Origin of the sequence: Streptomyces sp. MBT53 (genome assembly GCF_016654115.1) — a bacterium.
Taxonomy (GTDB): Bacteria; Actinomycetota; Actinomycetes; order Streptomycetales; family Streptomycetaceae; genus Streptomyces.
The window spans coordinates 1-13,438 of the sequence record NZ_JAEQAZ010000206.1; the positions used below are offsets into that span (position 1 = coordinate 1).

At 69.7% G+C, this 13,438-nt stretch carries 12 protein-coding genes; 4 read left to right on the forward strand and 8 right to left on the reverse strand.

The genetic code is table 11. From position 1 onward, the window contains the following. Positions 1-51 precede the first annotated feature (51 nt). Both JHN45_RS43255 and JHN45_RS43260 read left to right on the forward strand, forming a co-directional pair. Positions 52-1,248: an MFS transporter gene (locus JHN45_RS43255; protein WP_236584740.1), complete on the forward strand. Its 1,197-nt coding sequence runs from the start codon at positions 52-54 to the stop codon at positions 1,246-1,248. 138 nt (positions 1,249-1,386) lie between these two features. Next, the gene (locus tag JHN45_RS43260; protein ID WP_200712799.1) at positions 1,387-2,403 is read left to right on the forward strand and encodes a sigma-70 family RNA polymerase sigma factor; all 1,017 of its coding nucleotides are present in this window, start codon (positions 1,387-1,389) and stop codon (positions 2,401-2,403) included. On the opposite strand, the gene JHN45_RS43265 is transcribed toward JHN45_RS43260, so the two are convergent. Further along, positions 2,287-2,637, reverse strand: a complete 351-nt coding sequence (locus JHN45_RS43265) for an STAS domain-containing protein (protein WP_234468581.1) — start codon at positions 2,635-2,637, stop codon at positions 2,287-2,289. The two genes, JHN45_RS43260 and JHN45_RS43265, sit on opposite strands and share 117 nt — an antisense overlap. Before the next feature lie 145 nt (positions 2,638-2,782). Here JHN45_RS43265 and JHN45_RS43270 point away from each other — a divergent pair, with 145 nt between their 5' ends. Continuing rightward, a complete protein-coding gene (locus tag JHN45_RS43270) occupies positions 2,783-3,703 on the forward strand; it encodes an AEC family transporter (RefSeq protein ID WP_201054826.1) in 921 nt (306 codons plus the stop codon). 208 nt (positions 3,704-3,911) lie between these two features. Next, positions 3,912-4,649: an alpha/beta hydrolase gene (locus JHN45_RS43275; RefSeq protein ID WP_236584738.1), complete on the forward strand. Its 738-nt coding sequence runs from the start codon at positions 3,912-3,914 to the stop codon at positions 4,647-4,649. 74 nt (positions 4,650-4,723) lie between these two features. Here JHN45_RS43275 and JHN45_RS43280 read toward each other — a convergent pair whose 3' ends face one another. The 7 genes from JHN45_RS43280 to JHN45_RS43310 all read right to left on the reverse strand — a co-directional run bounded on the left by JHN45_RS43280 (position 4,724) and on the right by JHN45_RS43310 (position 13,184). Then, positions 4,724-6,007: a thymidine phosphorylase gene (locus JHN45_RS43280; protein WP_201054836.1), complete on the reverse strand. Its 1,284-nt coding sequence runs from the start codon at positions 6,005-6,007 to the stop codon at positions 4,724-4,726. A 93-nt stretch (positions 6,008-6,100) separates the two neighbouring features. Beyond that, positions 6,101-6,511: a cytidine deaminase gene (locus JHN45_RS43285; RefSeq protein ID WP_200712802.1), complete on the reverse strand. Its 411-nt coding sequence runs from the start codon at positions 6,509-6,511 to the stop codon at positions 6,101-6,103. After that, positions 6,508-7,770 (reverse strand): ABC transporter permease, encoded by a 1,263-nt coding sequence (locus JHN45_RS43290; RefSeq protein WP_200712803.1) that lies wholly within the window; start codon positions 7,768-7,770, stop codon positions 6,508-6,510. The genes JHN45_RS43285 and JHN45_RS43290 overlap by 4 nt, the downstream gene beginning before the upstream one ends. Then, positions 7,767-8,894 (reverse strand): ABC transporter permease, encoded by a 1,128-nt coding sequence (locus tag JHN45_RS43295; protein WP_200712804.1) that lies wholly within the window; start codon positions 8,892-8,894, stop codon positions 7,767-7,769. The genes JHN45_RS43290 and JHN45_RS43295 overlap by 4 nt, the downstream gene beginning before the upstream one ends. Then, positions 8,891-10,612, reverse strand: a complete 1,722-nt coding sequence (locus tag JHN45_RS43300; RefSeq protein WP_307783355.1) for an ABC transporter ATP-binding protein — start codon at positions 10,610-10,612, stop codon at positions 8,891-8,893. The genes JHN45_RS43295 and JHN45_RS43300 overlap by 4 nt, the downstream gene beginning before the upstream one ends. A gap of 224 nt (positions 10,613-10,836) precedes the next feature. Continuing rightward, complete coding sequence (locus JHN45_RS43305) at positions 10,837-11,895, reverse strand: BMP family protein (RefSeq protein WP_201054827.1); 1,059 nt, start codon at positions 11,893-11,895, stop codon at positions 10,837-10,839. 242 nt (positions 11,896-12,137) lie between these two features. Beyond that, positions 12,138-13,184, reverse strand: a complete 1,047-nt coding sequence (locus JHN45_RS43310; RefSeq protein WP_200712820.1) for a BMP family protein — start codon at positions 13,182-13,184, stop codon at positions 12,138-12,140. Between the last annotated feature and the right edge of the window lie 254 nt (positions 13,185-13,438).

Consider the following 13,438-nt stretch of genomic DNA (forward strand, 5'->3'; position numbering starts at 1 on the left):
GTCCCCGTCCCCGTCCCCTCCCCCGCTCCCGCTCCCGCTCCCGACTCACGGCTGACGCCCGGTGGTCCCGGTTATCGCCGGATGAGCTTCGCGCTCTTCCTCGCGGGTGTGGCGACCTTCGCGCTGCTGTACTCCACGCAGGCCCTGCTGCCGCTGATCTCCTCCGGTTTCGGCGTGAGCGCGAGCGCGGCGAGCTGGACGGTGGCGGCGGCGACCGGCGGACTCGCGCTGTTCGTCCTGCCGATGAGCGCGCTGTCGGAGCGTTTCGGCCGTCGTACGGTCATGACCGCGTCGCTGGTGGTCGCGGTGGGCATCGGCGTCCTGGTGCCGTTCGCGCCGTCGCTGGGCGCGCTGGTGGTGCTGCGGTTCCTCCAGGGTGCCGCGCTGGCCGGGCTGCCCGCGTCGGCGACGGCGTATCTGGCGGAGGAGGTCCGGCCGAAGGCACTGGTCACGGCGATCGGCCTGTTCGTGGCGGGCAACAGCGTCGGCGGGATGAGCGGCCGGGTCATCACCGGCTGGGTCGCGCAGGAGTGGGGCTGGCGGGTCGCCGTAGGGGTGATCGGTCTGATCGCCGTGGGCTGCGCGGTCGCCTTCCGGCTCCTGCTCCCCGCCCCGAAGCACTTCACGCCGGGCTCGTTGCGCCCGCGCGTGCTGGCCCGTACGGTCCGCGCGCACCTCGCGAACCCGCTGCTGTGCCGGCTGTACGCGATCGGCGCCCTGTTCATGACGGTCTTCGGCGGCGTCTACACGGTGATCGGTTACCGCCTCACCGAGGCCCCCTTCTCCCTCCCCCAGGGCATCGTCGGCTCGATCTTCCTGGTGTACCTGGTGGGGACGGTGTCGGCGTCCACGGCAGGGCGGTTGGTGGGTCGGCTCGGGCGGCGCGGGGCGCTGTATCTGGCGGGCGGTACGACGGCCACCGGTCTCCTGGTCTCCCTCGCCGACTCGCTGCCCCTGGTGCTGCTCGGTCTGGTGCTGATCACGGCGGGCTTCTTCGCGGGGCACGCGGTCGCGTCCTCGGCGGTCAGCAAGACGGCCACCACCGGGCGCGCCCAGGCCTCCGCCCTCTACCAGTCCGCGTACTACATCGGGTCCAGCACCGGCAGTACGGTCGGCGCGCTGGCGTTCCACGCGGGCGGCTGGGCGGGCACGGTCGGCGTGGGCGTCCTGGCGGTGCTCGGAGTCGTGACGATCACGGTGCTCGGGTCGCGGGCGGCGCGGGTGGAGCGGGCCCTCGCCCCGGCCTGAGCGCGCCCCAGTCGCCCCGACCCTGTAAAGAAACCCCTTCTGACCTGCACGTTCATCCACTCCTCGCGCCATTGTCAGTGGGCTGCGCTACGTTGCGGGGTAAGGGAAGAACGGCCACAGGGGTGGGTGGGCGAGACCATGAGCGACGGCACCGCGACGACGACAGACCTCGACGTCAGGCTGGAGAAACACCGCGTCGAGCTGACCGGGTACTGCTACCGCATGCTCGGCTCCTCCTTCGAGGCCGAGGACGCGGTGCAGGACACGATGGTCCGCGCCTGGCGGAGCTACGACAAGTTCGAGGGGCGGTCCAGTCTGCGGTCCTGGCTGTACCGGATCGCGACCAACGTCTGCCTGGACATGCTGTCCGCGGGCAACAAGCGGGCGCGGCCCGTCGACCTCAGCGACTCCACCCCGCTCGCGCAGGCCGCGCTGTCGCCCCGCCCGGACAACACCTGGCTGGAGCCGATGCCGGACGCGCGGGTGCTGCCGTCGGTCCTCGACCCTGCGGAGGCCGCGGTCGCCAAGGAGTCGGTGCGGCTCGCGTTCATGGCCGCCCTGCAGCAACTGCCGCCCAAACAAAGGGCGGTGCTGATCCTGCGCGAGGTGCTGGCCTGGCGGGCCAACGAGGTCGCCGAACTGCTGGGCACCACGGTCGCGTCGGTGAACAGCGCGTTGCAGCGGGCCCGCGCCACCCTCGCCGAGCGGGACGAGAAGGCGGCCGACGCTGCCGTCTCCGATCCCCTCGACGAGGAGCAGAAGAAGCTGCTGGAGCGGTATGTCGCGGCCTTCGAGGGCTACGACATGGCGGCCCTGACGGCGCTGCTGCACGAGGACGCCATCATGACGATGCCGCCGTTCGACCTGTGGCTGACCGGCCACGACGACATCACGGGCTTCATGACGACGCTCGGCGCCGCCTGCGAGGGCTCCCGTCTGATCCCGGTGGAGGTGAACGGCCTGCCGGGCTTCGCCCAGTACAAGCCGGACCCGGAGGCGGGCGGCTTCAGCCCCTGGTCGGTCCAGGTTCTGGAGATCTCAGACGGCAGGCTCACCGGGTTCCACTTCTTCCTGGACACCAAGCGCTGGTTCCCGCTGTTCGACCTGCCCCTCCGTCTCGAAGCGGAGTCCGACCAGATCGAGGAGGGCGCGTAGTCCGGGGCTGGGCCCGCGCAGCCTGATCCGGCCACCGGCCCGCCGCGCGGTCAGTTCGAGGCGGGCCAGAAGATCGACGGTACCGAGCCCGGGCGGCCCGGGTCCCAGGGTCTCGACCACGACGAGCACCACCCCGGCACCGGTCGTCTCCAGCAGCCGCCGTACCTCGTCGCAGAGCCGCGCCACCTCGTCACGGGTGACGGGGCGGTTCGGCACGAGTACAGCGGGTGTCATGGCGTCCACGATCGGTAGACCGGGTGGGCGGTCGTAACTCATCGGGGGCCACCGCCTAGGTTTGCTGTATGCCCCACGGATCAGCCCCGCCCTGGATACCCGACGCCCTCCCGCGCGCCGCAGCCGCGACCGCCGAGGAGGCGCCGTGCAGGGGGTGTTGACCGGGTTCGCGGTCATCGGCGTCGTCATCGCCGTCGGCTATCTGCTCGGCCTGCGCGGCTCCCTCGGCGAGAACGGCCGTGACGTCCTGACCAGGCTGGCCTTCAACGTGGCGTCCCCGGCCCTGCTGTTCACCACCCTCGCGCGCGCCGACCTCTCGGTGGTCTTCTCCAGCTGGCTGCTCGTGACCGTGCTGAGCACGACGGCGGTGGCGGGCGTGTTCGTGGCGGTGGGGGTGGCCCGCGGCTGGGGAGTGGGCCGTACGACGATCGGCGCGCTCTGTTCCAGCTACGTCAACTCCGGCAACCTCGGCATCCCGATCTCCGTGTACGTCCTGGGCAACGCCTCGCTGGTGGCACCGGTGATGCTCTTCCAGCTCGTCGTGGTCAGCCCCCTCGCCCTCACGATCCTCGACCTGTCGGACCGGGGCGACAAGGATCCCTGGTGGCTACGGCTGCTCACACCCGTGCGCAACCCGGTCGCGGTCGGCTCCCTCGCCGGGGTCGCGGTGGCCGCGTCCGGCGTTCACCTCCCGGGCCCGGTGATGGATCCGCTCACCCTGATCGGCAACATGGCCGTACCGGCCGTACTGCTCGGCTTCGGTATCTCGCTGCGCGGAAGTGCCGTACCCGCACGCGGTGTTGAGCGGTGGCCGGTGCTGCTGTCGGTCGCCCTGAAGTCGGTGGGGCAGCCGGCGATCGCCTGGGCGCTGGCGGTGGGGGGGTTCGGCCTGCACGGGTCGGCGCTGCTCGACGTGGTGGTGACGTCGGCACTGCCCGGTGCGCAGAACCTGTACACGTACGCGAGCCGCTATCGCGTGGGCGAGGGGCTGGCCCGGGACTCGATCCTGCTGTCGACGATCCTGTCGGTGCCGGTGCTGGTGGTGATCGCGGCGCTGCTCGGGTGAGGCGACCCGAAAGCCGTCGCGAAACCGCCGGGCACAAAACCCGTTGGCGGAGGATTACGCCCGCTGCTACCTTTCCCGTGGCCGTGCGAGAGAACGAGGAGGTGGTACCCGTGAACACATCAACGACATGGGTGCTCTCCTCCGGGGTCACGGTCGGGCGATAGGTCGTCCGGGAGCGCCGTTCTGCGTACTCCCGAAAGGCACGACCATGGACACGACCCTGCGGTTCACTTCCGAGCAACGCCTCGACGACGGCGTCCTCGAACGCGAATTCATCCTCGGCGAGATCCCCGGCACCCTGTGGACGCCCGACTCCACCGCACCGGCCCCCCTGATCCTCATCGCCCACAACAACGGCCTGCCCAAGTCGCAGCCCCGGCTGATCGCCCGGGCCCGGGCCACCGCGGCGGCCGGCTACGCGGCGGTCACCATCGACGCCGCGGGCTGCGGCGACCGTCCTCGTTCCGCCGCCGACGCGGAGCTTCGCGCCGACCTCGGCCGGGCGATGCGGGCCGGTGAGCCGGCCGACAAGATCTTCGAGTCCCTGGTCGGCCCGCTGGTCGAGAACGCGGCCCCGGAATGGCTGACCACTCTCGACACCGTCCTCGCACTGCCCGAGGTCGGCGGCCCGATCGGCTACTCGGGGTGGACCGCCCTCGGCATCCGCCTCGCGGTGACCGAACCGCGCATCACGGCGGCGGGCTTCTTCGCCGGGGGCTACGTCCCCCGCGCCCAGCGCGACGAAGCCAAGCAGGTCACCATCCCGCTGCTGCTCCTGCTCCAGTGGGACGACGAAGGCAACCCCCGGCAGCGGGCCCTGGACCTGTTCGACTCCTTCGGCACCCAGGAGAAGACCCTGCACGCCAACATGGGCGGCCACACCGGCACCCCGGCGTTCGAGTCGGAGGACGCTTTCCGGTTCTACGCCCGGCATCTGAAGAAGTAGGTCCGGGGCCCAAGTAAGCGGGAGGGGCCGGGACTTGAAAGCCCCGGCCCTTCCCCCACTTCCCCGAAGACCGGTCAGGCGATGCGCTCCAGCACCACCGGCGAAGCCGTGAACGAAGTGCCAGCGGCGCCGATGTCGTACGAGCCCTCGACCGCCTCCAGGGCGTACGCGAAGCGCTCCGGGGTGTCGGTGTGCAGGGTCAGCAGGGGCTGGCCCGCCGTCACCGCGTCGCCCGGCTTGGCGTGCATCTCCACTCCCGCGCCCGCCTGCACCGGGTCCTCCTTGCGCGCACGCCCCGCGCCGAGGCGCCAGGCGGCGATGCCGATGTCGTAGGCGTCGAGGCGGGTGAGGACGCCGGAGGACGCGGCCTTCACCACGTGCTGCTCGCGGGCCACCGGCAACTCCGCGTCGGGGTCGCCGCCCTGGGCCGCGATCATCCGGCGCCAGACGTCCATCGCGGAACCGTCGGCCAGGGCCTTCGCCGGGTCGGCGTCCTTCACACCCGCCGCGTCGAGCATCTCGCGGGCCAGGGCGATGGTCAGTTCCACCACGTCCGACGGGCCGCCGCCCGCCAACACCTCGACGGATTCCCGGACTTCGAGGGCGTTGCCCGCCGTCAGGCCGAGGGGGGTCGACATGTCCGTCAGGAGCGCGACCGTCTTCACGCCGTGGTCGGTGCCCAACCCGACCATCGTGGACGCCAGTTCACGCGCGTCCTCGATCGTCTTCATGAACGCGCCGGTGCCGACCTTCACGTCCAGGACCAGGGAGCCGGTGCCCTCGGCGATCTTCTTCGACATGATGGAGGAGGCGATCAGGGGGATCGCCTCCACCGTGCCCGTGACGTCACGCAGGGCGTAGAGCTTCTTGTCGGCGGGGGCCAGGCCGTCGCCCGCCGCGCAGATCACCGCTCCGGTGCCCTCCAGGACCGACAGCATCTCCTCGTTGGAGAGCAGCGCGCGCCAGCCGGGGATCGACTCCAGCTTGTCGAGGGTGCCGCCGGTGTGGCCGAGGCCGCGGCCGGAGAGCTGCGGGACGGCCGCGCCGCAGGCGGCGACGAGGGGGGCCAGCGGGAGGGTGATCTTGTCGCCGACGCCGCCCGTGGAGTGCTTGTCGGCGGTCGGGCGGGAGAGGGACGAGAAGTCCATGCGCTCGCCGGAGGCGATCATCGCGGCGGTCCAGCGGGCGATCTCGGAACGGTTCATGCCGTTGAGCAGGATCGCCATGTTGAGGGCGGCCATCTGGTAGTCGGCCACCTCCCCGCGGGTGTACGCGTCGATGACCCAGTCGATCTGCTCGTCGCTCAGTTCACCGCGGTCCCGCTTGGTACGGATGACGGAGATGGCATCCATCGACACTTGCGTCATGGCTTGGCTTTCCTTCCGGGCGTTCAGAAAAATGCGCGGCCCCCTCCGAGTCACAGGAGTCAACTCAGAGGGGGCGCACGGGAGTTACCTGGTGAGATGGTCCGGCCCGAAGGCCTGCGGGAGCATCTCCGAGAGCGGCAGGACGCCCGCCGGTGTCTCCACCAGCAGACCGGGACCGCCGAACTCGTACAGCAGCTGGCGGCAGCGACCGCACGGGACGAGGATGTCGCCCTTGCCGTCGACGCAGGTGAAGTGCGTCAGCCGGCCGCCGCCGGTGCGCTGGAGGTCGGACACGAGCCCGCACTCCGCGCACAGGCCGAGGCCGTAGGACGCGTTCTCCACGTTGCAGCCGGAGACCGTGCGGCCGTCGTCGACCCGGGCCGCGACCCCGACGGGGTAGCCCGAGTACGGCGCGTAGGCGTGGGACATCGCCTCCCGCGCCTCGGCGCGCAGTTCGTCCCAGTCGACGGCCAACTCGGCGGCGGGCGAGGTCACTTGCCCTGTCCCTTCCGGTACGGCAGGCCGTCCGCCTTCGGCATCCGCAGATGCTGTGCGGACAGCGAGAGGACCAGCAGGGTGACGATGTACGGGCTGGCGCCGACCAGTTGGGTCGGGACCTGGTCGGTGGTGGCGTACCAGACGAACATCAGGGCCGCGATGACGGCGGTGATGCCGGCCGGGACGTACCGCTTCTTCCACACCAGGTAGCCGACGCCGGCGACCAGCAGGAAGCCGAGGAGCAGGATCAGCGCGTGGACGTTGGTGGCACCGCCGCGCAGGTTGAGGCTGTCGGTGTAGCCGAACAGGCCCGCGCCGAGGGCGAGTCCGCCCGGCATCCAGTTGCCGAAGATCATCGAGGCGAGGCCGATGTAACCCCGGCCGCCGGTCTGGCCGTCGAGGTAGACGTTCGAGGCGACGATCGACAGGAAGGCGCCGCCGAGGCCGGCGAAGCCGCCGGAGATGATCACGGCGAGGTACTTGTACTTGTAGACGTTGACGCCGAGGGACTCGGCGGCCACCGGGTTCTCGCCACAGGAACGCAGGCGCAGGCCGAAGGCGGTGCGCCACAGGACCCACCAGGTGGCGGGGACGAGGGCGACCGCGATGACGGTGAGCGGCGACAGGTTGGTGACCAGACCGCCGACGAGACCGGCGATGTCGGAGATCAGGAACCAGTGCTTGCCGTTGAGCGTGTCCAGCCAGCTGGAGAGGCCGGGGATGTCGAAGTTGCCGAGCGAGTCGATCGGTGGGGACTGCTTCGCGGAGCCCTCGGAGGTGTCGGCGAAGGTGAACTTCGACAGATAGCGGGTGACGCCGAGCGCCAGGATGTTGATGGCGACACCGGAGACGATGTGGTTGACGTTGAACGTCACGGTGGCGACGGCGTGCAGGACGGCGCCGAGGCAGCCGCCGAGGATGCCGAAGACGACACCGGTCCAGGGGCCCCACTGGTATCCGGCCCAGGCGCCGAACCAGGTGCCGAGGATCATCATGCCTTCGAGGCCGATGTTGACGACGCCCGCGCGCTCGGCCCACAGACCGCCGAGACCGGCGAGGCCGATCGGCACGGCCGCCCTGAGGGCCGTGGACATCTGGCCGGTGGAGGTGATGCCGTCCGCGCCGGTGATGAGGCGGACGATCGAGGTGAGGATCAGCGCGCCCGCGATGATCAGCAGGAGCACGGGGAGGGAGAATCGGCGTCCGCCCTTGCCGGGCTGCTTCGCCTGCGGCTTGGCGATGGTCGCGGTACTCATCGGGCCGCCACCTCCTTCTTCTCGGAGTTGTTCCGGGCGGCGGCGGCGAGTTCGGCGCCGACACGGCTCTGCTGGCGGCGCAGGCCCCAGGTGCGGACGACCTCGTAGGAGATGACGACCGCGAACACGATCAGGCCCTGCATGATCGTCGCGATCTCCTTCTCGTACGCCACCGGGGTCGCGTAGTCGAGGGCGGGCGACGCCTTGTCGAGGAAGGCCCACAGGAGGGCGGCCAGCGCGATGCCACCGGGGTTGTTGCGGCCCAGCAGGGCGATGCCGATGGCGGTGAAGCCGAGGCCCTCGGGGAAGGTGAGGCTGTAGGTGTGGCTGTCGCCGAGCAGCAGCGGCAGACCCGCGAGACCGGCGACACCGCCGGAGATCAGCATCGCGGTGAGCGTCATGCGCTTGGCGTCGACACCGGAGGCGGCGGCCGCGGTCTCGGACTCGCCGGTGGCGCGCAGGTCGAAGCCGAAGCGGGTGCGGTTGAGGACGAGCCAGTACAGGACACCCATGATCACGGCGAGGAAGACCAGGCCGTAGATCTCGCCGGTGTCCGCGCCCATGTCGATGCCGGGGATCCAGCCGGACTTCTTCATGATGCCGGTCGTCATGTTGTTGCCGACCTGGACGCCCCACGTGTTGGTCTGCGTGAGGTAGAGGATCAGGCTGGTCGCGATGGCGTTCAGCATGATCGTGGCGACGACCTCGCTGACCCCGCGGGTGACCTTCAGGAGGCCCGCGATCCCGGCCCAGAAGGCGCCGGTGAGGATCGCGACCAGGAGCAGCAGCGGCACCTGGAGGACGGCCGGCAGGCCGACGTGGGCGCCGACGACCGCGGTCATCACGGCGCCGAGCCGGTACTGGCCGTCGACGCCGATGTTGAACAGGTTCATCCGGAAGCCGAGGGCGACCGCCAGGGCGGCGATGTAGTACATCGACGCCTGGTTGATGATCAGCACCTGGACGTCCGAGTACCCGATCTGCTGGAGCATCAGGTGGTACGGCTCGATCGGGTTCTTGCCCGAGGCGAGCAGCACGACCGAGGTCAGCAGGATCGCCGCGACAAGCGCCATGACCGGGCCGGCCACGGCGAGGAGCAGCCGCTCCTTGTCGAACTTCTTCATCGGGCCTCGTCCTCCGGGGCGGCGGTGTCGTCCGTGTTCTCTACGGTGCTCTGCGCGCCGTTTTCTACGGTGCTCTCCGCGCCGTCTGCTTCTTCCTCGACGTGTTCGAGGTGACCGGACGCGGCGCCGGTCATGGCCGAGCCGAGTTCCTCGGGGGTGACGGTGGCCGGGTCGGCGTCGGCGACCAGCCTGCCGTCGTAGATCACGCGCAGGGTGTCCGACAGGCCGATCAGCTCGTCGAGGTCGGCGGAGATCAGCAGGACGGCGAGGCCCTCGCGGCGGGCGGCGCGGATCTGGTCCCAGATCGCGGCCTGCGCGCCGACGTCCACACCGCGGGTGGGGTGGGCGGCGATGAGGAACTTCGGCTTGTGGCTCATCTCGCGGCCGACGATCAGCTTCTGCTGGTTGCCGCCGGAGAGGGAGGCGGCGGTGACGTCGATGCCGGGGGTGCGGACGTCGTACTCCTCGACGATCCGGCGGGTGTCCTCCTGGGCGCCCTTGATGTCGAGCCAGACGCCCTTGGCGTTGGGCTTCTCGGTGACGTGGCCGAGGATGCGGTTCTCCCACAGCGGGGCTTCCAGGAGGAGGCCGTGGCGGTGGCGGTCCTCGGGGATGTAGCCGATGCCGTGTTCGCGGCGGCGGCGGGTGGCCCAGGGGGTGATGTCGTCGCCGAGGAAGCCGATGGTGCCGGAGTCGGCGTTCTTCAGGCCGATCAGCGCGTCGATCAGCTCGGTCTGGCCGTTGCCCTCGACACCGGCGATGCCCATGACCTCACCGGCGTGGATGGTGAAGGTGACGTCGTCCAGGACGCGTTTGGCGGCGCCGCCCGCGACGGCCGCGTCGCCGAGGAGTCCCCCGGCGGTGGGCTCCGACTCGGCGCCGAGGGAGGCGCCGGCGGCGTACACGGTGAGGTTGTTGACCTCGATGACGGGCTGGTCGGTGACCGTCGACTCGGCGGTCTCGGGGGTGGGGAGTTCGCTGCCGACCATCATCTCGGCGAGCTGCCGGGAGGTCGTCTCGGCGGGGACGGCCGTGCCGACCGTCGTACCGCGCCGGATGACGGTGATCTCGTCGGCGACGGACAGCACCTCGCCCAGCTTGTGCGAGATGAAGATGACGGCGAGGCCCTCGGACTTCAGCTCGCGCAGGTTGCTGAAGAGGGCGTCGACCTCCTGCGGGACCAGGACGGCGGTGGGCTCGTCCAGGATCAGGGTGCGGGCGCCGCGGTAGAGGACCTTGAGGATCTCGACGCGCTGGCGCTCGGCGACACCGAGGCTCTCGACGAGGACGTCCGGGCGGACGTTCAGGCCGTAGCGGTCGGAGATCTCCTTGATCTTCTTGCGGGCGCCGCCGCCGATGCCGTAGAGCTTCTCGCTGCCCAGGACGACGTTCTCCAGGACGGTGAGGTTGTCGGCGAGCATGAAGTGCTGGTGGACCATGCCGATGCCGCGGGCGATGGCGTCGGCGGGCGACGAGAAGGTGACCTGCTCGCCGTCGACGGCGATGGTGCCCTCGTCCGGCTTCTGCATGCCGTAGAGGATCTTCATCAGGGTCGACTTGCCGGCGCCGTTCTCGCCGACGAGGGCGTGCACGGTGCCTTTTCGGACAGTGAGGTGGATGTCGTGGTTGGCCACGACACCGGGGAAGCGCTTGGTGATCCCCGCCAGCTCGACCGCGGTCGACTGTGCGGTGAGCGGAGGGCTGCTGGACGCGTCGATGGCGAACTCTCCTCGTGGAAAGGGGCCTCTCTACGCGCGTAGCGCCCCTGCTTTAAATAGTGCCCGGACCTGACCGGCTTTGTTTGGCATCCGATCAGTTCCGAGCATTCTGCCGCGCGAACGGGGCGTGGCGAGCCATCCTCCCCACGCCCCGTTCCGTGGCCGTAACGCTGCCATTACAGCGCTCTTTTGGCCATGGTCGTAACCGGCCTACGACCGCTGGTTCAGGAGGTCTTGACCGTGATCGAGCCGTCCTTGATGCCGGCCTCGGCCTTCTTGAGGGCGGCCTGGAGGGTGGCGTTGTTCTTGAACGTCGGGTTGGAGTCGGCCAGGCCGACGCCGCCGTTGCTCAGCGAGCCGCGGATCTCGCCGCTGAGCGGCTTCTTGTCCTTGATGACCGACTTGGCGAGGTCGTAGACCGCGCCCTGCACGTTCTTCAGGGCCGAGGTGAGGATGTACGGCTTGTAGGCGGCGAGCGCCTTCTGGTTGTACTGGTCGGAGTCGACGCCGATCGCCCACACCTTGTGCGCGGCGGCGGCCTTGATGACGCCCTGGCCGGAGAGGCCCGCGGCGGCGTAGACGACGTCCGCGCCGGCCTCGATCTGGCCCTCGGCCGCGCTCTCGCCCTTGTCGGGGCTGGAGAAGCCGCCCTCGGCCGCGGTCTGGGTCAGGTACTGCGCCTTGACCTTCACGCCCTTCTTGGTGTCGGCGACACCCTGGGCGAAGCCGGCCTCGAACTTGTGGATCAGCGGGACGTCCACGCCGCCGACGAAGCCGACGGTGTTGGTCTTCGTGGTGAGCGCGGCGGTGACGCCGGCCAGGTAGGAGGACTGCTCCTCGTGGAAGACCATGTCGGCGACGTTGTCGGCGACGATGGTGTTGTCGTCGATGATGCCGAAGGTGATCTTCGGGAACTTCGCGGCGGCTTCCTTGACGGCGGGCGCGTAGGCGAAGCCGACGCCGATCACCGGGTTGTAGCCGGAGCGGGCCAGCGTCTCCAGGCGCTGCACCTTGTCCGCGTCGGACTCGCCGTCCTGCGGCTCCACGTCGCGGCCGCTGACGCCGAAGTCCTTCTCGGCCTTGGTGAAGCCCGCGTACGCGGCGTCGTTGAAGGACTGGTCGCCCTTGCCGCCGACGTCGTAGGCGAGGCCAATACCCTTGGAGGTGCCGCTGCTGCTACTGCTGCTGGTGGACGAGCTGGACGAGCTGCCACAGGCGGAGACGGTGACGGCAAGTGCTGCGGTTGCAACGCCTGCAACGGCGATACGGGACACCCGGCGCATGGAACGAGACTCCTTCGTGCAAGCGCCCCAACCAGGCGCTGGTTCCGTCGCAGAGTAACGCGCGTAGACATGGTGGAGAACCCCAACTTGCCAGAGCGTTATCCGACCGTTTTGAACCTTTGCCAAACGCCAAGCACCCGGATGGCGGACACGGAGGAACGGACACGGAGAACACGGGGAGCCCCGGGACCGTTTCGGTCCCGGGGCTCCCCGGTGTCGGCGTCAGAAGGGCGGTGTCACCCTCACTTGGTCGTGGTGGCGACCGTGACCTTGCCGTCGATGATGTCCTGCTTGGCCTTGTCCACCGCGGCCACGGCGGCGGTCATGGCCTTGTACTTCGGGTTGGTGTCGGAGAAGCCGACACCGTCGTTGTCGAGGCCGTAGCGGATCACGCCGGTCTTGGGCTTGCCCTCGTACACGGACTTCACCAGGTCGTAGACCGCGCCGCCGACGTTCTTCAGCGCCGAGCCCAGGATCGAGTCCTTGTACTTGGCGAGCGCCTTCTGCTCGTACTGGTCGGAGTCCACTCCGATGGCCCACACGCCCTTGGCGGAGGCCTCGGAGATGACGCCCTGCCCGGAGAGACCGGCGGCGGCGTAGATGACGTCCGCGCCCGCCTCGATCTGGCCGCTGGCCGCGTCCTTGCCCTTGTCGGGGCTGGAGAAGCCGCCCTCGGCAGCGGTCTGCGTCAGGTACTGCGACTCGATCTTGATGCTCGGGTTGACCGACTTGGCACCCTGGTCGAACCCGGCCTCGAACTTGTGGATCAGCGGGACGTCGACGCCGCCGATGAAGCCGATGTGGTTCTTCTTGGTGGCCTTGGCCGCGGCGACGCCCGCCAGGTACGAGGACTGCTCCTCGTGGAAGACGAGGTCGGCCACGTTGGCGGCCTTGTCCTGCTCGTCGTCGATGATGCCGAACGTGATGTTCGGGAACTTCGCGGCGGCCTCCTTGACGGCGGGCGCATAGGCGAAGCCGACACCGATCACCGGGTTGTAGCCGGCCTGCGCGAGCTGCTCCAGGCGCTGCACCTTGTCCGCGTCGGACTCGCCGTCCTGCGGCTCGATGTCGCGGCCGGTGAGGTTGAACTCCTTCTCGGCCTTCTGGAAACCGGCGTAGGCCGCGTCGTTGAAGGACTGGTCGCCCTTGCCGCCGACGTCGTAGGCGAGGCCGATGCCCTTGCCGGTGTACTTGCCGGACGAGGACGACGAACTGTCGCTGGCCTTGTTGGCATCCTTGCTGGAGCCGCCGCAGGCGGTGGCGGCGAGGGCGATGACCGTGACGGCCACCGCGGCTTGGGAGAACTTCGTCCTCCGAGATGTATGACGCACAGCAAGCACTCCTTCGTCCTCACGGCACCGTCACCGGACCGCTTCCCCAACGCGCCGCCTCTGTGGCGATTTCCGCGCACAGTAACGCGCGTAGACGAGGAGGGGAACGGGGTTTCTCCTTGCCGTTACCGGATCGTGCCGCCGCCGCGTTACGTTCACGCGCCGGTGGTTACACCCGGGTGACACAAGGGGACGTAGGGGTACCGAACGGG